Source organism: Actinomadura hibisca NBRC 15177 (genome assembly GCF_001552635.1).
GTDB classification, from domain to species: Bacteria; Actinomycetota; Actinomycetes; order Streptosporangiales; family Streptosporangiaceae; genus Spirillospora; species Spirillospora hibisca.
The window spans coordinates 17,610-38,098 of the sequence record NZ_BCRO01000041.1 but is presented as its reverse complement, the minus strand read 5'-3'; the positions used below and the strand labels follow the sequence as shown (position 1 = coordinate 38,098).

The 20,489-nt window shown below is 74.0% G+C and carries 21 protein-coding genes; 8 read left to right on the top strand and 13 right to left on the bottom strand.

What is annotated here, in order from left to right:
• Nucleotides 1-13: 13 nt before the first annotated feature.
• Nucleotides 14-583 (bottom strand): TetR/AcrR family transcriptional regulator, encoded by a 570-nt coding sequence (locus AH6_RS20395; RefSeq protein WP_067482198.1) that lies wholly within the window; start codon nucleotides 581-583, stop codon nucleotides 14-16.
• A gap of 76 nt (nucleotides 584-659) precedes the next feature.
• On the opposite strand from AH6_RS20395, the gene AH6_RS20390 reads away from it, so the two are divergent.
• Nucleotides 660-2,045: an amidase gene (locus tag AH6_RS20390; RefSeq protein ID WP_067482202.1), complete on the top strand. Its 1,386-nt coding sequence runs from the start codon at nucleotides 660-662 to the stop codon at nucleotides 2,043-2,045.
• Between the two features lie 40 nt (nucleotides 2,046-2,085).
• Here AH6_RS20390 and AH6_RS20385 read toward each other — a convergent pair whose 3' ends face one another.
• The 6 genes from AH6_RS20385 to nfi form a co-directional block, all read right to left on the bottom strand.
• Nucleotides 2,086-2,847, bottom strand: coding sequence for a glucose 1-dehydrogenase (locus tag AH6_RS20385; protein WP_067482196.1), 762 nt, complete (start codon nucleotides 2,845-2,847; stop codon nucleotides 2,086-2,088).
• Complete coding sequence (locus AH6_RS20380; protein WP_067482194.1) at nucleotides 2,834-4,927, bottom strand: acetate--CoA ligase family protein; 2,094 nt, start codon at nucleotides 4,925-4,927, stop codon at nucleotides 2,834-2,836. Before AH6_RS20380 ends, AH6_RS20385 begins: the two co-directional genes overlap by 14 nt.
• 11 nt (nucleotides 4,928-4,938) lie before the next feature.
• Nucleotides 4,939-6,513 carry a class I adenylate-forming enzyme family protein gene (locus tag AH6_RS20375; RefSeq protein WP_067482192.1) on the bottom strand — a complete coding sequence of 525 codons (1,575 nt, stop codon included), beginning with the start codon at nucleotides 6,511-6,513 and terminating at the stop codon, nucleotides 4,939-4,941.
• Nucleotides 6,514-6,565: 52 nt separating this feature from the next.
• Nucleotides 6,566-6,916, bottom strand: coding sequence for a VOC family protein (locus AH6_RS20370; RefSeq protein WP_067482190.1), 351 nt, complete (start codon nucleotides 6,914-6,916; stop codon nucleotides 6,566-6,568).
• Nucleotides 6,913-7,338, bottom strand: coding sequence for a Zn-ribbon domain-containing OB-fold protein (locus tag AH6_RS20365; RefSeq protein ID WP_067482188.1), 426 nt, complete (start codon nucleotides 7,336-7,338; stop codon nucleotides 6,913-6,915). Before AH6_RS20365 ends, AH6_RS20370 begins: the two co-directional genes overlap by 4 nt.
• Before the next feature lie 70 nt (nucleotides 7,339-7,408).
• The gene (gene nfi / locus AH6_RS20360) at nucleotides 7,409-8,098 is read right to left on the bottom strand and encodes a deoxyribonuclease V (protein WP_067482186.1); all 690 of its coding nucleotides are present in this window, start codon (nucleotides 8,096-8,098) and stop codon (nucleotides 7,409-7,411) included.
• 83 nt (nucleotides 8,099-8,181) lie between these two features.
• Between nfi and AH6_RS20355 the strand changes: the two genes are divergently transcribed.
• Together AH6_RS20355 and AH6_RS20350 are read left to right on the top strand one after the other, a co-directional pair.
• A complete protein-coding gene (locus tag AH6_RS20355) occupies nucleotides 8,182-8,805 on the top strand; it encodes an isochorismatase family protein (protein WP_067482184.1) in 624 nt (207 codons plus the stop codon).
• A complete protein-coding gene (locus tag AH6_RS20350) occupies nucleotides 8,793-9,527 on the top strand; it encodes an SDR family NAD(P)-dependent oxidoreductase (protein ID WP_067482183.1) in 735 nt (244 codons plus the stop codon). The genes AH6_RS20355 and AH6_RS20350 overlap by 13 nt, the downstream gene beginning before the upstream one ends.
• A gap of 2 nt (nucleotides 9,528-9,529) precedes the next feature.
• Here AH6_RS20350 and AH6_RS20345 read toward each other — a convergent pair whose 3' ends face one another.
• Nucleotides 9,530-10,705, bottom strand: coding sequence for a serine hydrolase domain-containing protein (locus AH6_RS20345; RefSeq protein WP_067482181.1), 1,176 nt, complete (start codon nucleotides 10,703-10,705; stop codon nucleotides 9,530-9,532).
• 35 nt (nucleotides 10,706-10,740) lie between these two features.
• Between AH6_RS20345 and AH6_RS20340 the strand changes: the two genes are divergently transcribed.
• On the top strand, nucleotides 10,741-11,652 hold the full coding sequence (locus AH6_RS20340) for a cyclase family protein (protein ID WP_067482179.1): 912 nt from the start codon (nucleotides 10,741-10,743) through the stop codon (nucleotides 11,650-11,652).
• Nucleotides 11,653-11,696: 44 nt separating this feature from the next.
• Here AH6_RS20340 and AH6_RS20335 read toward each other — a convergent pair whose 3' ends face one another.
• The 3 genes from AH6_RS20335 to AH6_RS20325 all read right to left on the bottom strand — a co-directional run bounded on the left by AH6_RS20335 (nucleotide 11,697) and on the right by AH6_RS20325 (nucleotide 16,102).
• Nucleotides 11,697-13,199, bottom strand: coding sequence for an AMP-binding protein (locus tag AH6_RS20335; protein WP_067482177.1), 1,503 nt, complete (start codon nucleotides 13,197-13,199; stop codon nucleotides 11,697-11,699).
• Between the two features lie 29 nt (nucleotides 13,200-13,228).
• Entirely contained in the window at nucleotides 13,229-14,287 is a 1,059-nt protein-coding gene (locus tag AH6_RS20330) for an LLM class flavin-dependent oxidoreductase (RefSeq protein ID WP_067482175.1), read from the bottom strand.
• A 165-nt stretch (nucleotides 14,288-14,452) separates the two neighbouring features.
• On the bottom strand, nucleotides 14,453-16,102 hold the full coding sequence (locus AH6_RS20325) for a bifunctional lysylphosphatidylglycerol flippase/synthetase MprF (RefSeq protein ID WP_067482173.1): 1,650 nt from the start codon (nucleotides 16,100-16,102) through the stop codon (nucleotides 14,453-14,455).
• A gap of 192 nt (nucleotides 16,103-16,294) precedes the next feature.
• Here AH6_RS20325 and AH6_RS20320 point away from each other — a divergent pair, with 192 nt between their 5' ends.
• Together AH6_RS20320 and AH6_RS20315 are read left to right on the top strand one after the other, a co-directional pair.
• The gene (locus AH6_RS20320) at nucleotides 16,295-16,750 is read left to right on the top strand and encodes a flavodoxin family protein (protein WP_067482171.1); all 456 of its coding nucleotides are present in this window, start codon (nucleotides 16,295-16,297) and stop codon (nucleotides 16,748-16,750) included.
• A 48-nt stretch (nucleotides 16,751-16,798) separates the two neighbouring features.
• Nucleotides 16,799-17,098 carry a Dabb family protein gene (locus AH6_RS20315; RefSeq protein ID WP_067482169.1) on the top strand — a complete coding sequence of 100 codons (300 nt, stop codon included), beginning with the start codon at nucleotides 16,799-16,801 and terminating at the stop codon, nucleotides 17,096-17,098.
• A gap of 10 nt (nucleotides 17,099-17,108) precedes the next feature.
• Here the strand turns inward: AH6_RS20315 and AH6_RS20310 are convergent, their stop codons facing one another.
• Nucleotides 17,109-17,798 (bottom strand): ankyrin repeat domain-containing protein, encoded by a 690-nt coding sequence (locus AH6_RS20310; protein WP_157431603.1) that lies wholly within the window; start codon nucleotides 17,796-17,798, stop codon nucleotides 17,109-17,111.
• 70 nt (nucleotides 17,799-17,868) lie between these two features.
• Nucleotides 17,869-18,414, bottom strand: a complete 546-nt coding sequence (locus AH6_RS20305) for a GlcG/HbpS family heme-binding protein (RefSeq protein ID WP_067482164.1) — start codon at nucleotides 18,412-18,414, stop codon at nucleotides 17,869-17,871.
• Between the two features lie 183 nt (nucleotides 18,415-18,597).
• Here AH6_RS20305 and AH6_RS20300 point away from each other — a divergent pair, with 183 nt between their 5' ends.
• Both AH6_RS20300 and AH6_RS20295 read left to right on the top strand, forming a co-directional pair.
• A complete protein-coding gene (locus AH6_RS20300) occupies nucleotides 18,598-19,728 on the top strand; it encodes a sensor histidine kinase (protein ID WP_067482162.1) in 1,131 nt (376 codons plus the stop codon).
• The gene (locus tag AH6_RS20295; RefSeq protein WP_067482160.1) at nucleotides 19,725-20,378 is read left to right on the top strand and encodes a response regulator; all 654 of its coding nucleotides are present in this window, start codon (nucleotides 19,725-19,727) and stop codon (nucleotides 20,376-20,378) included. Before AH6_RS20300 ends, AH6_RS20295 begins: the two co-directional genes overlap by 4 nt.
• The last annotated feature ends 111 nt before the right edge of the window (nucleotides 20,379-20,489 follow it).

Here is a 20,489-nt window from a genome sequence, read left to right as displayed (position 1 = left end):
CGGAAAGGCTGAATCACGGCCCCGTGTCCAGTGCCCCCCGCAGCAACGTCCGGAACGCGTCCGCCGTTCCCGCCGCCGACGTGTCGCCCGTCGCCAGTCGTCGCACCGCCAGCCCGTACAACATCGCCACCACCGCCGGTGCGTGCCGTTCCGGGTCCGGGATCTCCAGGGCCGCCAGCACCGCCGTCGCCAGCCGGTCGTACGCCTCCACCGACCGCACCGCCGTCGTCCGCACGTCCGCGTCCCGCGCCGCGTGCAGGTGCAGTTCCAGGTTCGCGATCTGCGCCGGGCCGTCGGCGAAGTCGATGATCGCCTTCTCCACCTCGTCGGCCGCCCGGTCCGGGTCCAGGCCCGCCTCGCGCAGCCGCGTCACGTGGGCCGTGATCCGCTCGATCTCCGCGTCCACGAAGGTCTGCAACGTCTCGCGCAGCAGGTCCGTCTGGCTCGGGAAGTGGTAGGTCAGCGACCCCAGGGAGACGCCCGCCGAGCGCGCCACGGCCCGGTTGGTCACGGCGCCGACGCCCTGCTCGCCGATCAGGCGCAGGGTGGCGTGCAGGATGCGGTCGCGGGGTGTGCTGCTCACCGGCTCAAGTCTTCCCCATCGCGCGGGACTCCTTTATCGTTCGTTCGAACGAACGATACGTGATGGGGTGGACGACGTGGACGATCTCGGGCTTGTCGGGCAGGCGGCGGCGCTGGCCGCCGGAAAGGTCTCGGCCGCCGAGCTGGTCGAGCACTCGCTGGCGCGCATCGCCGAGCGGGACTCCCTCGGCGCCTTCCGCGTCGTGCGGGCCGAGGCCGCACGCGAGGAGGCGCGCGAGGCCGACCGGCGGCTGGCCGCGGGGGAGCGGCTGCCGCTGCTCGGCGTCCCGGTCGCCATCAAGGACGACACCGACATCGCGGGCGAGACCACGCCGTTCGCCGTCAAGGGCGATCATCAGCCGGTCGCCGAGGACGCCGAGCAGGTCCGCAAGCTGCGGGCCGCCGGGGCCGTCATCGTCGGCAAGACCACCACCTGCGAGATCGGCCTCTGGCCCTTCAGCGAGTCGCCCGGATTCGGCTGCGCCCGCAACCCCTGGAACCCCGACTACACCCCCGGCGGCTCCAGCGGCGGGTCGGCGGCGGCCGTCGCGGCGGGGATGGTCGCCGCGGCCGTCGGGTCCGACGGGGCCGGGTCGATCCGCATCCCCGCCGCCTGGACGGGACTCGTCGGCATCAAGCCCCAGCGCGGGCGCGTCTCCGGCTTCCCGCACCGCGACCCCTTCAAGGGCATCACCGTGTGGGGGCCCATCGCCCGCAGCGTCGAGGACGCGGCGCTGCTGCTGGACGTCCTCGCGGGCAGCCACCTGGAGGACGCCTACCGGCTGGACGCCCCGGTGACGCCGTTCGTCGAGGCGGCTCGGAGGGAGCCCGGCCGGTTGCGCGTCGCCGTCTCCTTCAAGACCGCCTTCGGCATGACCAACAAGCTCGACCCCGAGATCCGCCTCGCCGTCCAGCGCCTCGCGCGCCGCCTCACCGAGCTGGGCCACAAGGTCTTCCCCGCCGACCCCGACTACGGCCCCATGTTCATGGGCCTCGTCCCGCGCGGCACCGCCGGTGTCGCCGAATGGCTCGACGCCATGCCGAACGCCGAGCCCGAGGTCCGCACCGAGGTCGAGGCCAAGATCGGACGGCTGGTCGGGCGCCGCCTGCTGCCCCTCGCGCGGCGGATGGACCCCTACCTCCAGCGGCGCGCCGGGAGCATCTTCCGGTACGCCGACGTCGTGCTCACCCCCACCACCGCGCAGCTCCCGTCCAAGGTCGGGTTCTACGACGGCGCGGGCTACCAGAAGACGCAGTCGGGCGTCGCGGCCGCCTGCCCCTACGGCTGGCCCTGGAACGTCCTGGGCTGGCCCGGCGTCAACGTGCCCGCCGGGTTCAGCGAGGACGGCCTGCCCATCGGCGCGCAGCTGCTCGGCCACGACTCCGACGAGGCCACGCTGATCTCCCTCGCCGCCCAGCTGGAGGCCGTCGAGGGCTGGACCGAGCGCCGTCCCTCCTCCTGACCGTGCAGGGGCGGCCCGGCAGCCGGGCCGCCCCGACGCGTCAGTACCCGGAGCCGGTCACCAGGCCGCCGTCCACCAGCACCTCGCTGCCCGTGCAGTACGAGGACTCGTCGGACGCCAGGTACACCACCAGCCCCGACACCTCCCTGGTGTTGCCGAGCCGCTTCAGCGGCAGGCCCTCGATCAGCGCCTCGGCGCGCGCGGCCGTCGCGTTGACCACGTCCTCCTGCATCGACATCGAGGTGATGATGCCGCCGGGGTGGATCGAGTTGACGCGGATGCCGTACTGGCCCAGCTCGCGCGCCGCCGCCTTCGTCAGCCCCCGCACGCCGAACTTGCTGGCGCTGTAGGCCGCCAGCCCGGACGCGCCGATGAAGCCCTCGGTGGACGACACGTTGATGATCGACCCGCCGCCCGCCTCGCGCAGCGCGGCCGTCACCGACTTCACGCCGAGCCACTGGCCCAGCAGGTTCACGTCGATGACCTGGCGGAACTCGTCGAGCGACATCTCCTCGATGGTCTTGTGCCGCAGGATGCCCGCGTTGTTGACCAGCACGTGCAGGCCGCCGAACGCCTCCACCGCCGTGGTCACCGCACGTTCCCAGTCGGCGGGATCGGTCACGTCCATGCGCACGAACCGCGCCGCGTCCCCGAGGTCGGCGGCCAGCTTGGCGCCCTCCTCCTCCAGGACGTCGCCGAAGACGACCCTGGCGCCCTCGTCCACGAAGCGCCGCACGTGCGCCTTGCCCATGCCGCGCGCCCCGCCGGTGACCAGCGCCACCTTGCCGTCAAGCCGCCCCATCAACGCTCCTCGCCGCATATCGTTTGCCCGCGGCCACCGCGACCGCGGCGGCCTCCATGCTCCGGTACACCGGAACGCCGGCCGCCCGGGCGATCTCCCGGACGGCGTCCTCCACCCCGGGCGGCGCGCACTCGGCGTTGCGCACCACCAGCGTGATCCGCGTGCCGGGCGTCTCCGCCTGGAGCGCCCCGACGCTGCGCGTGTAGGCCAGCAGCGGGTCGGCGCTGTCGCCGAAGGTGAAGAAGCTCTGCACGTTGACGTGCGCGATGACGTCGGCGAACGCGCCCTCGGCCAGGATCGCGGCCACCGCGTGCCGCACCAGGTCCGGATTGCCGCGCGGCCCCACCGGGATCTCCAGCGGGTTGGCCAGCGAGCTGCCCGCGCCCAGCCCGAGACCGCGCAGCGCCTCGCGCGCCGCCTCCGGCAACGCGTCGAGCCGGAGCCCGGCGGCGTCGAACACGTCGGCGGCCAGCACGCTGGCCCCGCCGCTCGGCCCGATCACCAGGATCTCGGGCGTGCCGGGGGCCGTCCGCGCGCCGTGCAGGTCGAACAGGTCCAGCACGCCGATCAGGTCATCCTGGCTGGTCACGAGGCTGATCCCGGCCTGCTCGGCGAGCGCGGGCCAGATCCGGGAGTCGCTGACCATGCCGCCGGTGTGCGACGCGGCGGCCCGGCCGCCCTGCGCGCTGCGCCCGCCGATCAGCGCGACGGCCGGTTTGCCGAGCCCGCGCAGCGCCTCGAACAGGCCGCGCCCGTCGCGCGGGTCCTCCAGGTACAGGCCGACCGCGCGGGTGTCGGGGTCGGACGCCAGGTAGCGCAGCAGCTCGGCGGGCGTCACGTCGGCGCTGTTGCCGACCGTGGCGACCTTGGAGAACGCCAGGCCGCGCCGCTCGCCGACCTTGATGACCTCCCCGGCCAGGCCCCCGCTCTGCGACACCACCGCGATCCGGCCGGGCCCGCCGGGCTCCCCGCCGATGAAGGTCTGGCCCCCGGCGGGGGAGTAGACGCCCATGCAGTTGGGGCCGAGCAGCCGCACGCCCGCCTCCCGCGCGGCCGCCAGCAGCTCCTCCTCCAGCTCCGGCTGTCCCATCTCGCGGAACCCGCCGCTCATGACCTGCACGAACGGCACGCCGCGCGCCTGCCGCACGACGTCGGGGCACTGCGCGGCGGGCACCGCGACCAGCGCGTAGTCCACGTCGGGGCCCGCCTCGGCCAGCGACGGCACGCACGGCACGCCGTCGATCTCGGCGGTGGTCGGGTGCACCGCGACCAGGCGTCCCTTGAACCCGGCGGCCCGGTAGAAGCCGAGGAACATGTTCCCGAAGTTGGGCCGCCTGGTGGACGCCCCCACGACCGCGACGCCGCGCGGCGCGAACAGCCGGTCGAACGGGGCCGCCGGGACGGGGGCCGCGCCGGTCGTGCCGTTCGCGCCGATGGAGCCGATCAGCCGCGCGTCCACGGCGGTGACGCCGTCGGGCCCGCAGATGACCGGGTTCAGCTCGAACTCGGTCCAGTCGCCGCCCAGGGAGGCGACGGCCTCGCTGACCGCCAGCAGCACCTTGACCAGCGCGTCCCGGTCCACGGCGGGCCCGCCCCGGAAGCCGTCCAGCAGCGCCGCGCCGCGCAGCCCGGCCAGCATCGCGCGGGCGTCGTCCTCGGTGATCGGGGCCAGCCGCAGCGCGGTGTCGCGCAACACCTCGGTCCACACCCCGCCGAGCCCGGCCAGCAGTACCGGGCCGAACGCAGGGTCGCGCACCGCGCCCACGATCATCTCCACGCCGGGCGCGGCCTGCTCCTCGACCAGGAACCCGTCGGGCACGATGCCCTGGGCGTCCAGCGAGGCCAGCATCGCGGCGGCGGCGCCGGCCGCCGCGCGCGCCGAGCCGAGCCCGAGGCGCACGGCCCCGGCGTCGCTCTTGTGGAGGAGTCCGGGACCGTACGCCTTCACCACCAGCGGAGGGGTCAGTCCCGCGGCGGAGGTCTCCACCGATCCCGGGTCCGGGGCGGTCGCGCCGCGCGGCACGCCGATCCCGAACCCGGAGATCCACGTTTTGACGACATGTTCCGGCAGGGGGGTCATCGGGCTCCCGTTCAGCTCGCGCGGTCGGCGTACCGGTCGCGGATCCCGCGCCGCAGCAGCTTGCCGGGACCGCCGGAGGCGTCCTGGGTGTGCGGCAGCTCGTCCGCGATCACGACGGCGTCGGGCACCTGGTGCGCGGGCAGCCGCTGCGACAGCGCGGCGCGCACCGCCTCGCCGTCCAGCTCGACGCCCGCGCGCGGCACGACCGCCAGCAGGATCCGCTGCTCGGCGGCGTCCTGGCCCTCGGGGTGGGCGGGCACGCCGACCGCGCCGGCCTCGGCGACGCCGGGCACCTCGATCGCGGCCTCCTCGATCTCCACCGGCTGCGACCACTGCGCGCCCTTGAGGATGGCGTCCTCGCGGCGGCCCAGCACGTACAGGAAACCGTCGCCGTCCATGCGGCCGAGGTCGCCGCCCACGTACCAGCCGTCGCGCAGCACGTCGGCGGTCTTGCCGGGCAGCCCGTCGTACCCGGCCATCACGTTGGGGCCGTTGAGGTTGATCTCGCCGACCTCGCCGACGACGCGGTTCCCGGCCGGGTCGGTGACGCGCACCGCGCACGACATGCGGGCCCGGCCGACCGACGAGATGTCCTGGCTGCCGTCGTCCTGGCGGCCGAAGCAGGTGTAGGGCGCCTCGGTCTGCCCGTAGTAGCTGTAGATCGACGCGCCGGGCAGCCGCTTCATGATGCGCTCGCGCAGGCCCGGCAGCAGCGGCTCGCCGCCCAGCACGATCGCCTTCAGCGACGACAGGTCGGCCTCGGCGTGGTCGTCGGAGCCCAGCAGCGCCGAGAAGAAGCTCGGGATCAGGCTGACGTGGGTGACGCGCTCGCGCGGCACCACCGCCAGGAAGTTCGCCGGGCCCCAGTCCTGCTCCAGCACCAGCGTCATGCCCGCGTAGAAGGCCGGGCCGACCAGCGCCGGGAACCCGATGCCCCAGATGATCGCGCCGGTGCCCATCACCGAGTCCTGGTCGCGGTCCACGTCCAGCCAGATCTGCGCGCTGGCCAGCGAGCTGAAGTGCGTGTGCATGACGGCCTTGGGCAGGCCGGTGGTGCCGGAGGTGTAGAACAGCGCCAGCAGGTCGTCGCCGAACCCGCCGAGCGGCGGCTCGGCCTCGCTCGCGCTCTCGGCGAGCGCGTCCAGGTCCACGGTGTCGGGGCCCGCGCCGCCCACCCGCAACCACAACTTGATGTTGGGCAGTTGGGGCCGGATCTCCTCGACCAGCTTCGCCACGGTCGCGTCGTAGACGAACGCGGTGCACTCGGACTGCTCGACCACCTGCCGCAGCGTGTCGGCCGGCCAGTACGGGTTGAGCGCGGCGACCGTCGAGCCGATCTTCATCTGGGCGAGGTAGACCTCGGCGACGTGCAGGGTCTCGTTCATCAGCGACGCGACCCGCGCGCCGGGTTCGACCCCGGCGGCCAGCAGCGCGTGCGCGACGCGGTTGACCCTGCGGTTGAGCCGGTCGTAGGTGAAGCTCTGGTCGCCGCAGTAGGTGAGCGCCACCTTGTCGGGCGTGCGCAGCGCGTTGGCGGTGAGGATCGCGTAGGCGTAGTTGGTGAAGGGGGAGTTCTCTCGCGCCACGGCTCGGCTCCTTCGGCTACCGGCTGGGGTGGGGGACGGGCGGCGGGGGACGTCAGGACTGCGGGCGGGCGGCGTAGATGACGATCGGGTTCCCGGCGGGGTCGCGGAGCACCGCGCGGATCTCGTGCGGACCCTCCTCGGGGCCCCGGACGAGCACGGCCCCGGCGGCGGTGAGGCGCTCGGCGGTCGCGGCCACGTCCTCGACCTTGAACGACACCGCGGGCTCGCCGCCGGTGACGTCCTCCTCGGGACCGGCGATGGCGAAGGTGACGCCGCCGCCGTCCAGCGCCGCGAACCGGCCGCCGTCCTGGAACTTCACCGCCAGGCCGAGGCCGTCGCGGTAGAAGCGGACCGCCGCGTCCACGTCCTCGGCGCCGTAGAGGACATTGCCGATCCGGGTCATGGTGCGGGCCTCCAGTGGGGCAGCGGGCCGAAGCCGTCGAGGTCGGTGAAGTGCACCCGCACGGGCATCCCGATCCGGACGTCCTCGGGCGGGCAGCCGGTCACGTCGCCGAAGACCCGGGCGCCCTCGGGGAGGTCGATCCAGGCGACGACGTAGGGCGGCTCGAAGCCGGGCAGGAAGGTGCGGTGCACGACGCTGAAGGTGTGCACCACACCGTGCCCGGAGACCGCCGTGTACGGCAGGTCGGTGCTACCGCAGTACGGGCAGGAGGGTTCGGGGAAGTGCACGTGCCGGCCGCATCCGGAGCACCGCTGAACTGCGAGTTCGCCGCGCCGGCAGGCGTCCCAGTAGGGGGCCGTGAGGGGGCTGGGGCGTGGGGCTGGCACCGGTGCGGAGGCGGGTGCGGAACGCGGCTGGTCCATCGCGAGCCAACCTAGCGCACGCTTGGTTGGCGGACAAGAGTCCCTTTTGGGGTGTATGGCGTGCTCTTCGCTAGGGGCGGGCGAGCGCGTCGCGCGACAGCCGGTCCGCGCGCCGCGTCGTCTCCGGCAGCCGGTACTCGGGGGCCAGCGCCAGGACGTGGCGGCAGGCGGTGGCGAGGTCGACGCGGTGCCCGGCCGACACGAACACCGGCTTGACGCCGTCGCGCGTCCGCAGCGCCCGGCCGACGACCTCGCCGCCGTCGATCAGGGGGCTGGAGTCGCCGCGCCGCTCGCCGGGCGGCTCGTGCTCGCCGACGAACGCGGTCTTGCCCACGCCCAGCGTCGGCAGGCCCGTCAGTACTCCCAGATGGCACGCCAGCCCGAACCGGCGCGGATGCGCCACCCCGTAACCGTCGCAGACCAGCAGGTCAGGGGTGGTGGTGAGGCCGCGCAGCGCCTCCATCAGCGCGGGCAGCTCCCGGAAGGCGAACAGGCCCGGCACGTAGGGGAACGCGGCCGTCCCCGTCACCACCGACTCCTCGACGACCTCCAGCGTCGCGACGTCGAGCACCACCACGGCCGCCGCGAGCCGCGCGCCCGCGCCGCCGCCGTCCCCGGCGTACGACACGTCCAGCCCCGCGACGGTGCGCGGCTCCTGCGGGCCGGGCCCGGCCAGGTCGAGCAGCGGCCGCAGCCGGTCCTGGACGGCCTCGGCCTCCGCGATCGTCGCGGGCCACTCGTGCAGGTCGCGTACCTCCATGAACCGCACGTTATCGCCCGGCGGCGACCGTCCGTGCACCGTGTCGCTACCCAAGCAAGTGCTAGGTCATCTATCGTGGGCCCGTGCCGATAGATCTCGCCGACCTGGCGGCCCCCCGGCACACCGCGCTGCTGGTGATGGAGATGCAGCGCGGTGTGGCCGGCGACCTGGCCAAGTTCCCCGACCTGGTGAAGACCTGCGCCGAGCGCGGCGTGACGCGCGCCGCGGCCCGCGCCGCGACCGCCGCCCGCGCGGCCGGAGTGCCCGTCGTGCAGTGCACGGCCGCCTTCCGCGCCGACCGCAGAGGGAGCCACACCGACAACACCCCCTTCCTCAAGGGCCTGCTCAAGGACCCCGCGCACATGCTGGAGGGCACCGGCGCGATCGAGGTCCTGCCCGAGCTGGCCGACCCCGCCGACCTGGAGTCGCGCCGCTACCACGGCTTCACGCCGTTCACCGGCACCTCCCTGGACCAGACGTTGCGGTCGATGGGCGTGCGCACCGTCGTGGCGGCGGGCCTGTCGCTCAACCTCGGCATCCCGGGCCTGTGCTCGGAGGCGGTCGCCCTCGGCTACCGCGTGGTCGTGCTGGCCGACGCCGTCGCCGGGACGCCCGCCGAGTACGGCGACGCCGTGCTCGCCAACACCGTCAGCCTGCTCGCCGCCCGCGCCACCACCGAGGAGGTCGTCCGCATATGGACGGGATGAGCCTGACCGGCCGCACCGCCCTGGTCACCGGGGGCGCGGGCGGCATCGGCCGCGCGATCTGCGCCGACCTGGCGTCGCTGGGCGCGCGGGTCGTCGTCGCCGACCTGGACCTGCCCGCCGCCGAGAAGCTGGCGGGGGAGGTCGGCGGCGTCGCGCACCGCGTGGACCTCGCCGACCCCGCCGACATCGACCGCTTCACCGCCGAGGCCGGGCCCGCGGACGTCCTGGTGCACAACGCCGGGGTCAGCGTCGTGGAGCCGTTCACCACCAGCGACCCGGCGCACTGGGACCTGATGTGGAAGATCAACCTGCGCGCCCCGATGCAGCTCACCAGGGCCCTGCTGCCCGGCATGACCGACCGCGGCTGGGGCCGCCTGGTCTTCGTCTCCTCCGACGGCGCCCGCGCCGGATCGGGCGGCGAGGGCGCCTACGCCGCCACCAAGGCGGGTCTGTTCGGCCTGGCCAAGACCCTGGCCCGGGAGGCCGCCCGGGGCGGGGTCACCAGCAACGTGGTGTGCCCCGGCCCGACCGACACCCCGATGGTCCAGGCGGTCGCCGAGCGGCACCCGGGCCTGCTCGACAAGCTCGCCAGGCAGATCCCGCTGCGCCGCATCGGCCGCCCGGACGACGTCGCGGGCCTGGTCGCCTTCCTGTGCACCGACCGCGCCGGGTACATCACCGGCCAGACGGTGTCGGTCAGCGGCGGGATCACGATGCATTGAGGTCAGGCGAGGGACGTGTAGGCGGCCTCGACCAGGCGGTAGGCGCGCAGGTCGCCCGACAGCTGGTCGCCCATCCGGTTGGGCAGGTAGGCCAGCGCCAGGTCCGCCGCCGGGTCGGCGAAGCCGAGGGAGCCGCCCGCGCCGGTGTGGCCGAACGCGCTCGCGCGGCCCGGCTCGGGGGTGAAGAACGTCATCGCCGGGAGCATGAAGCCCAGGCCGAAGGCGGTGTCGACCTCCAGCGTGCGGTCGGGGCCGCTCGCGTGCGCGCGCGTCGCCTCGCGCAACGTCTCCGGGGCGATGATGTGGCCCGCGATCAGGTCGCGGTAGAAGGCGGCGAACGCGGGGGCCGTCGCGATCATCCCGGCGGACGGCCAGCCCGCGCGCAGCACCACGGGGTTGTTGAAGCCGCCCTTGCCCGGCTTGGGGTTGTTGAGGGAGCGGTTCATCGGGCTGGCCGCGTCGAGGTAGGCGTTGGCGAGGCGGCCGAGGGCGTCGTCGTCCACCGCCTGCGGGACGTCCGGTCCGGTCTCGTTGTGGTTCTCCCTGCTGGCGGCCAGCTTGGCGGCCCGCTCGATGACGTCGTCGGGGGCGCCGATCCACAGGTCCAGGTCACCGGTGAACTCGCGCGCGACGAACTCGCCCACCGGCACCCCGGCGTTGCGGCGGACGATCTCCCCGGCCAGCCAGCCGTAGGTCAGCGCGTGGTAGCCGTGCGCGGTGCCCGGTTCCCATTCGGGGGCCTGGGCCGCCAGCTCGTCGGCGCGGGCGGCGGTGTCGGCGGCCTCCTCGGCGGTCACGGGGCGGGCGAAAGCGGGCAGACCTACCTGGTGGGACAGCAGGTGGGCGGCGGTCGCGCCCTCCTTGCCGTTGGCGCCGAACTCCGGCCACCACGCCGTCACCGGGCCGTCCAGGTCGACGACGCCGCGTTCGGCCAGCAAGAGCGCCGCCGTCGCCGTCACCGCCTTGGTGCAGGAGAACCCGAAACAGGGCGTGTCGGCCCGCCACTCGCGGCCGGTACGGCGGTCGGCCACCCCGCCCCACAGGTCCACGACCTTGCGGTCCCCGGCGTACACCGCGATGGCCGCGCCGAACTCGCGCCCCTCGGCGAAGTTCCGCTCGAACACCTCGCGGACGGCCGTGAACGCGGGGTCGCAGAAACCTTGTACCAAATCACTCATATGCGGTCCTTTCACCGGAAGGTCTGAACCGAATCATGCTCGAAGAGTCCAACAACTGGGGTCGCTGGGGTGCCGCCGACGAGCGCGGGGCCCTCAACCTGCTCACGCCCGAGACCGTCGTCGCAGCGGCCGGATGCGTGCGGGAGGGCCGGGCGCTCAGCCTGTCGCTGCCCATCCGGGGCGCGACGTCCTCGCCCGCCCCGACGACCGTCCCGCACCTGAGGGGACGGCCGCTGCCGCAACACTTCATGTCGGTGGACGGCGGCGACTACGCGGCCGGGACGCGGGCGATCGGCGCGGGCCTGAAGATGGCCGACGACGCCCTGGTGGTCACCCCGCACGGCACCACGACCCACATGGACGCGCTGTGCCACATGTGGTCGGGCGACGAGCTGTACAACGGCCACCCGGCCGGACGCGTGCGCTCCTACGGGGCCGGACGTTGCGGGATCGACAAGGCGGGCCCGGTCGTCGCGCGCGGCGTGCTGTTCGACGTGCCCGCACTGCGCGGCGTGCCCCACCTGGAAGCAGGAGACCGGATCAGCCCCGAAGACCTGGAGGCCGCCGATGTGGAACTGCGCCCCGGTGACGTCGCCGTCGTCCGGACGGGCTGGCCGCTGGTCTGGCAGGACGGCCCCGACGCCTACTGGGCAGGCCAGCCCGGCCTGGACGCCGATGCCGGGCGCTGGCTCGCCGAACGCGACGTGTGCATGGTGGCCAGCGACAACGCCGCGATCGGCGGCCTCAACGAGCACCAGCTCGCCGACGAGGGCCTCGCCGACGACCTCCACATGATCCTGCTGTGGCGGCACGGCATCCATCTGGCGGAGATGCTCTGGCTGGAGGAGCTGGCCGCGACCGGACGCACCGACTTCCTGTTCGTGGCCGCGCCCCTGCGGATCGAGGGCGGCACCGCCAGCCCGATCAACCCCCTGGCCGTCCTCTGAGAGAGGCGCGGGACCACGGCCGCATCCGTGGTCCCGCGCGCCGCTCACGCGCCGGGGTAGGCGCCGCCGCCGTGCGCCTCGTCCAGCGCGTCGTAGTCGGGGGTGTAGCCCTTCTTCGGGATCGACTCCACGAACACGACCTCGCGCGGCTTCTTGTACGAGGCGATCTCGCCGCGCACGTGCTCGACGATCTGCTCGGCGGTCGCGTCCCGCCCGTCCTTCAGCACCACGACCGCCTTCGGCGACTGGCCGAACCGCTCGTCGGGCACGCCGATCACCGCCGCGTCCGCGACGGCGGGGTGGCTCTTCAGCGCGCGCTCCACCTCGGCCGGGTAGATGTTCTCGTTGGCCGACTTGATCATGCGCAGCTTCGGGCCGATGAAGGTGAGGGTGCCGTCCGGCTCGCGGCGGCCGAGGTCGCCGGTGTGGTGCCAGCCCCCGGCGGCCTTGGCGGCGTTCAGCTCGGGGCGGTTCCAGTAGCCGGAGAACAGGTTGTGGCCGCGCGCGCAGATCTCGCCGACCTCGCCCGCCGGAACCTCCGCCCCGGCCGCGTCCAGCAGCCGCACGTGCACCAGCGGGGACGGGCGGCCCGCGTGGCCCGCGCCGCCCATGCCGAGGCCGAGGAAGGTCAACATCCCGCCGACCTCGGTCTGCCCGTAGCCGCCCATCTTGGAGGCGCACCACGGGCTGTCGTCCACAGTGATCATCTCGTCCCACTCGGGGGAGTGCGAGACGAAGCGCAACGACGACAGGTCGTGGCGGCCGCCGGAGTTGGCCTCCACCAGCCCGTCGATCATCGGGCCGAACAGGAACGCCTGGGTGCACTGCTCGGCCTCGATCAGGCGGCACACCTCGTTCGGCTCGTAGGCCGGGGTCACCACGACCTTGCCGCCGATCTGGAAGGTGGCCAGCGTGAACATCATCGTGCCCACGTGGAACATCGGCCCGCACGCCAGGAACGCGAAGCCGTCCTCCATCTGCCGCATGTGCAGCAGCGACATGTTGTGCGCGACCAGCGCGGCGTGGCTGAGCAGCGCGGCGTTGGGACGGCCGTCGAACGCGGCGGTGTACAGCGCGAGCACCGGCGCGCCGTCGTCCACCTCGACGGCGGGTTCGGGCGCGTCGCCGGTCAGGTACTCCTCGTACTCCGTGCCGGACTTCACCCAGCGCGCGTCCGGCGGCACCTGCCCGCGCGCCTTCTCGACCGCCTCCGACTCCTCCCAGACCACGACCCGGGGGGTGAGGTCGTCCAGGACGTAGGCCAGCTCGTCCGCGCTCTGCCGCCAGTTGGCCGGGCAGCAGACCGCGCCGAGCCGCGCGGCGGCCAGCAGCAGCTCCAGCACCCGGAAGGAGTTCTGGCCGAGCCACAGGACCCGGTCGCCGGTCCCGACCCCGTCGGCCGCCAGCGCGGCCGCCAGGCGGTTCACCCGGTCGTCCAGCTCGGGGTAGGTGAGCCGCACCTCGCCGTCCACGACGGCGGTGCCGAGCGGCCGGGAGCGCCGGTGCTCGGCCAGGACGTCCCCGAGAGTGAGCCGGTGTACGGACATCGCGCCTCCTGTGCCTGAGGGGTGGGGGGTCAGCGGAAGGCCGGCATGACCTCGGCCGCGAAGAACTTCAGGACCTTCTTCATGTCCTCGATCGGCATCGGGCGGGTCGAGCCGAAGTCGCACATCAGGTTGCTGTAGCCCATCTCCTGGATGGTCTTGATCTGGGAGATCACGCGCTCGGGGTCGCCGATGACCTCCAGCTGGTTCCAGCGGAACTCGTTGTCCACCGAGCCGCCCTTGAGGTAGCGGTCCTGGTAGAACTCGAAGCCCTTGGCGGCCTTGCCGGTGCTGGGGTCGATCGGCGCGCTCTGCACGTTGAAGATCCGCGACCGGTCGAAGCCCGCCTCGAAGCGGGCCTGGTCCTCGCGCGCCTGCTCGACGGTCGGCGCGACGTACACCGAGCGGCTGGCGACCAGCTCCACGCCGGTGGTGTCCACGCCGTTGGCGGCGGCCGTCTCGTGCCACGTCCGCGCGGCCTTGGCGATCTTCTTGAACGGCGCCGCCGGGTCGGCCAGGATCGGCAGGCCGCGCGCGGCGTACAGCTCCACGGTCTCGGGGCTGACGGCGGCCACGTGCAGCGGCGGGTGCGGGCGCTGCACCGGCTTCGGCATGAGCGTCAGCGGGTGGGTGGTCTCGTGGAAGCGGCCCTTGAACTCGAAGTCGTCCTGCGTCCACAGGCCGAGGAGGATGTCCAGGCACTCGTTGAACCGGTCGCGGGCCTCGCCGAGGTCGAGCCCGAAGTTCTCGAACTCCACGCTCTGGTAGCCCCGGCCGATGCCCATCTCCAGCCGGCCGCCCGACAGCAGGTCCACCATCGCGGCCTCCTCGGCCACGTGGATGGGGTTGTGCAGCGGCAGCACCACGATGCCGGTGCCGAGCCGCAGCCGCTCGGTGCGGGCCGCCAGGTGCGACAGCAGGGTGAAGATGTTGGGGACGACCCCGTAGTCCCGGAAATGGTGCTCGGCGACCCAGATCCCGTCGAAGCCGAGCTCCTCCAGGAGTTCGGCGATCTCGATCTGGTAGTCGTACACCTCCCGCGCGGTCTGCCCCGCGAACTGGTGGAACAGGTGGAAGGTCGAGAACTTCATCGGGCGGTCAGCCACGTGTACGGCTCCTTCTTCGCCGGGCCCGGCGGGTGCACGCCGTGCCCTCGCCGCGTCGTATCGCCTGCCCCATCATTGCGTACCAAGCGCTCGCTTGGGAAGCCTAACAGAGGTCTCCCGGCGCGGGGCGGGGACGCGGCGGGCGCGCGGTCAGGGGCGTTCGAGGTGGCCGGCGGGCTCGGCGGCGGCCACCGGGGCGGCGGCGGGCCGGGTCCGGCCGAACTCCAGCGTCAGCAGCGCCGCCGCCAGCAGGCCGAGGTCGAACCAGGAGCGGAACACGATGCTGCGCGGCCGGTAGCCGGGCCGGAACTTGCGGTCGAACAGGTACAACGACTCCACCGCGATCAACGGGTCCAGCAGGTGCAGCGCCCGGTACCCGGCCCGCTCCAGCGGGCCGCGCTCCTCGCTGTCCAGCAGCTCGCGGAAGGCGGCGAAGTTGAGCGACACGACGCCGACGCCGTGCGCGCGGGCGTGCTCGACCATCTCGACGATCAGGCGCTCGTTGACGCCGTTGGGCCCGCCGGGCGCGCGCCGCATCGCGTCCAGGCTGATGCCCTCGCCCGCCGCCGCGTACCGCTGGAACGCGATCGGGGTGCCGTCGGCGTCGCAGGCGACCGCCACCAGCGTGCCGGGGTGGTAGCCGGTGAGCAGCTCGTCCAGGTTCATGGAGAAGCCGCGCTCGGCCGCGCCGCCCAGCGAGCGGGCCGCGACGTCCAGCAGTTGTTCGCGTAGTGCAGGGGACAGTTCGCGCTCGGGGAGGACGTAGGTGGTCACGCCCGCGTTGCGGGTGCGCTGGACGGCTTGCCGCACGTTGCGCATCGTCCGTCCCGACAGACTGAACTCCTCGGGACGCACCACCACCTCGTCGCCGAACCCGAACGAGCGAAGCGGCCCCCAGGCGGGCAGCAGCTCCGCGCCCGCGCCGAGCACCGCCGGACGCCAGCCGGTGCGGCGGCACAGCGCGAGGAACTCCTCGATCGCCGCCTCGTGCGCGCCCGCGTCGCCCACCGGATCGCCGCCCGCCACCGCGACGCCGAACAACACGCGGTAGCCGATCGCCGCGCGCCCGTCGGGGCTGAAGACGTAGGACTTGTCGCGACGCAGCGCGAACGGCGCGAGGGTGTCGGACCCGGGCCGCGCCACCAGTCCCGCCACACGCCGCCGCTCGGACTCGTCGCCGGGCGGCGGGGCGGGATCGGCCGCCAGCAGCGTCACCATCAGCACCAGCAGCCCCGCGCCGCCCGCCAGCCCCAGGACGCCCGGCAGCCAGGACGCGCCGTCCAGGGGCGCGCCGGTCGAGCCGAGCCCGGCCGCCAGCGTCGGCACCGCCGACCGCACCGACACCCCGCCGACCAGCACCGTGGCCGCAGCCGTGCCGAGCACCAGCAGCGCGCCGGTGCGCAGCGCGCCGCGCACCCGGTCGTGGTGGGGATGCACCGGGAAGCGGTCGCGGCGCGTCCAGAGGGCCCAGCCCACCGCGCCCAGCAGCGGCAGCCGCCACGGCGCGTCCTCGCCGGTCAGGACCGCCAGCACGGCCATCGCCACCAGCAGTAGCAGCCCGTACCAGGCGGCCCGGCGGCGCAGCAGCGTCCCGCGCGCCACCAGCGCCAGGGCCAGGGCCAGCACGAACGCGTGCGCGGGGCTCAGCGGGCGGCCGGTCACCAGCAGCGAGGCGCGGTGCAGCCAGCCGGGCGTCCAGGCCAGCGCGGGGACGGCGACCAGCGCGGCGACGGCGGCCGTGCCGAGCGCGAAGGGCCAGACCGGGCGGAACTCGGGGAGCGCCGGTTTCGCTTCGTGCACGGGAGACACCTCCGCTGAGGGCCAACCATGATCGGATATATCGCATTCCCGGGCGGCGGGACGGATCTCCATTGGACGACGGCCGGGGACGCGATGGCGACGATCCGGCCACGGGCGGCCAGGAACACTCACCTTCCGGTGAGGGCGGCCGGACCGGTGCCCCGGCCGGGCGCGCCCCTAGGATCGGAGGCGATGAAACGCCTGCTGATCGTGCATCACACGCCGTCGCCCGCGCTCCAGGCCATGTTCGAGGCCGTCCGCGAGGGCGCGCGGACCGACGAGGTGAGCGGCGTGGAGGTGACGGCGCGCCCGGCGCTCACCGCGTCGCCGGTGGACGTCCTGGAGGCCGACGGCTACCTGCTGGGCACGCCGGTCAACCTGGGCTACCTGTCAGGGGCGCTCAAGCACTTCTTCGACCAGGTGTACTACCCGTGCCTGGAGGCCACCGCGCGGCGGCCGTTCGGCGGCTACCTGCACGGCAACAACGACGCCACCGGGGCCCTGCGCGCGCTGGAGTCCATCACGACCGGGCTGAAGTGGCAGGCGGTGCGGCCGCCGGTCGTGGTGACCGGCGAGCCGTCGCGGGCGGACCTGGAGGCGTGCTGGGAACTCGGCGCGCTCGTGGCCGCCGAACTGGGCGACGTCTGAGCCCGTCGCGTCCCGGCCGGGACGCCCCGAACCGCTACGGTGAGTCGCATGAGCGGTTTCCGGCACGTGGTGATGTTCGAGTGGGCCGAGGGCACGACGACCTCCCAGCAGGAGGAGGTGCGCACCCGGCTGGCCGCGTTGCCCGCCGTCATCCCCGAGATCCGCGACTACAGCCTCGGGCACGACGCGGGCGTGAACGAGGGCAACTTCGACTTCGTGGTCGTCGGCGACTTCGCCGACCGCGACGCCTACCTCGCCTACCGCGACCACCCCGCCCACCGCGAGGTGATCACCGAGGTCATCACCCCGATCGTCGCCCGCCGCGCCGCCCTCCAGTACGACCTCTGACACCCCCGGCTCAGCGGGCCCCGGCGGCGCGGAGCAGGGCGGCGATCTCCTCGTGGTGCTTGGCGGTCGCGTGCCGCAGCGGTGGGACGCCGTCGCCGTCGGCGAGGCCGACGTCCGCGCCCGCCGCGATCAGCAGCCGGACGATCTCCTGGTAGCGGGCCGACCCGTCGCCCAGGATGATCGCCTCCAGCAGGCCGGTCCAGCCCAGCCGGTTGACGTGGTCCACCGCGATGCCGGTCCTCAGCACCTCGCGGACGTAGTCCACGTGGCCGCGCTCGCAGGCCGGGATCAGCGCGACGCCGCCGTAGCGGTTGGTCAGCGTCAGATCGGGGCGGGCGGGCAGCAGGGCCTTCAACATGGCCACGCTGCCGGTCACGCCGGTCACCAGGAACGGGCTGTCGCGCTGCCGGTCCTGCGCGTCGGGGTCGGCCCCGGCCTTCACCAGCACCGTGGCCGCCTCGACGTGGTCGGCGGCGGCCGTCAGCAGCAGCGCCGTGCGGCCCTGCCCGTCACGGGCCTCGATCGGCGCCCCGGCCTGCAACGCGTCGCGGACCCTGGCGGCGTCCCCCTGGGCCGCGGCTCTGAGCAGTTCCTCCCGCTGCACGGGGACCTCCCGGTCTCGCGGACCCGCGCAGGCGCCGGTAGCGGCTCCGACCAGCAGGGTCAGCGTCGCCAGCGCCCTTCTACGCGTGATCGACATCGTGTTCGCTCCGGAGATTACCGGCGCGGCCGCGGCACTCTCCGCGGCCGCGCCGTCACGTGGGACGCGCTCAGCCGAGGTCGCCCTGAATCGCCCGCAGACCGGCCTGCGCGATGGCCTCGTCGATGGTGCCCTGGGGCGCGCCGCCCACGCCGATGCCCGCGATGGGGGAGCCGCCGGAGGCGACCGGCACGCCGCCCGCCAGGAACAGAGTGCCCGGGATGTCCTTGACGGTCGGGCCGTCACCGGTGGCGCCGCCCGCCAGCTTGGAGGTCGGCTGGCCGAACGAGACGGCCGTGAACGCCTTGCGCTTGGCCGACTCGACGGTCTGCGGGCCCGCCCCGTCGCCCTTGACGACCAGGCGCAGGTCGCCCGACCGGTCCACGACGGCGACCGCGACCCGCTGGTGCTGCTTGGCGGCCTCCTTCTGCACGGCGTCGGCGATCTTCATGGCGGCGTCGCTGCGCAGGACGTTCACCTGCTGCACCGCCTCGCCGCGCTTGGCGGCGGCGGGCGCTGCGGGCGCGGCCTGGGCGGCCGACACGCCGACCGTGACGCCCACCAGGGCCAGGCCCGCGGTCATTCCGGCGATGGTCTTGGCGCGGTTGTTGCTCATTCTCGGTCTCCCCCTCGGGTGTTTCCGGCTGATGACACCAGCCTCGCCGGGCCGGGGGCGGCCGCCATCGGGAGGCCGGTTGATCCGCCGGCGCCAAGGGATGGAGGGGCGGATCAACCGATCGGTTGACGCCTCCGCCCGGCCGGGATGTGACGCTGCGATAACGTGCGGTGAGGGGAGGGCATGACACGGGCCGAGCAGCGGATCCACCAGGCCATGCACGCGGGGTTCTTCCTGCTGCTGGCCGCCTCGGCGTCCCGGCTGGTGGTCCGGCACGGGACGGACCGGCAGACCTGGCTGGAACTTGCCGCCTGCGCCGTCCTCGCGGTGCTCTACGCGCTGGGCATCGTCCAGTGGGACCGGCTCGGCCACCGGGGCCGCCTGTTCTGGCTGGCGACGGTGGTCCTGCTGTGGCTGGCGCTGGTGATCTCCGCGCCGAGCTTCGCCTGGTGCGCGATCCCGCTGTTCTTCGTCTCGCTGCGGCTGCTCGGCCGCCGGGCGGCGCTGGTGAGCGTGGTGGTGCTGACCGGAGCGGTGATCTTCGCGCAGGTGCGGCTGGCCGACCGGCTGGAACCGAGCCTGGTGCTCGGCCCGGTCGCGGTGGCGGGCATGACCGCGGTGATCTTCCTGGAGTTGCAGGGACTGATCGACGACCTGGTCCGCACCCGCGACGAGCTGGCGGCCTCGCAGCGTGAGGCGGGCGTCCTGGAGGAACGCCAGCGGCTGTCCCGCGAGATCCACGACACCCTCGCCCAGGGCTTGAGCAGCATGGGGATACTCCTCCAGGCCGCCGACCGGGAGTGGGACGCCGATCCGCAGGCGGCGCGCCGGCACGTGCGCCGGGCCGCCGACGCCGCAGCGGACAACCTGGCGGAGGCGCGCCGGTTCGTGCGCGCGCTGCCCCCGGCGGACCTGGCCGCCGGATCGTTGCCCGCCGCGCTGCGCGGCCTGCTGGACCGCGCCGACGGGACGGGCCCGCCCGCGCGGTTGCAGGTGGACGGCGCGGAGTACGACCTCGACACCGCCGCGCAAGCCGCGCTGGTCCGCGTCGTCCAGGGCGCGCTGGCCAACGTGCGCGAGCACGCCGGGGCGTCCGCCGTCATGGTCACCCTGACCTACCTGGACGACCAGGTGCGGCTGGACGTGGCCGACGACGGGACCGGGTTCGACCGCGCCCGCCCGGGACCGGGCCGCGGCTACGGGCTGACCGCCATGCGCGAGCGGCTGGCGGCGGCCGGCGGCACGCTGGAGATCGAGAGTGTGCCGGGCGAGGGCACGGTCGTGGCCGCGACCGTGCCGAGGAGGGGACGATGACAGGCGAGGACGGCGGCGGCGGAGTGCGCGTACTGATCGCCGACGACCACCCGGTGGTGCGCGCCGGGTTGTGCGCGCTGCTGGCCAGCGAGCCCGACATCGAGGTGGTGGCCGAGGCCGCCGACGGCGCGGCGGCGGTGCGGCAGGCGGGCCTGACCCGTCCGGACCTGGTGCTGATGGACCTGCGGCTCGGCGAGGGCATCGACGGGGTGGAGGCCACCCGGCGCATCCTGGAACTGCCCGACCCGCCCCGCGTGCTGGTGCTGACCACCTACGACTCCGACGCCGACATCGCGCGCGCCATCGACGTCGGCGCGGCCGGGTACCTGCTCAAGGCGGGGCCGCCGGAGGAGCTGTTCGCCGGGATCCGCACGGCCGCGCGCGGCGAGACGGCCCTGTCGCCGAAGGTGGCGACCCGGCTGCTCAACCGGGTGCGCGAGCCCGCGCCCGCCCTCAGCCCCCGCGAGATCGAGACGCTGGAGCTGCTGGCCAGGGGCCTGTCGAACCGGCAGATCGCCAAGGAGCTGTTCGTCAGCGAGGCCACCGTGAAGACCCACCTCGTCCACATCTTCGCCAAGCTGGGCGTGGACACCCGCACGGCGGCGGTGGCGACGGCGGTGGAACGGCGGCTGATCCGCCTGGCCGACTGAAACCGCAGGCCGCGGTGGAGTGCGGGGACCGGCGCGGCAACAAAACCGAGCAAGCGCTTGTCTCCGAGAGGGATTCGGGTTAGCGTCGCCTGCGACGGCACCCCGGCCGGT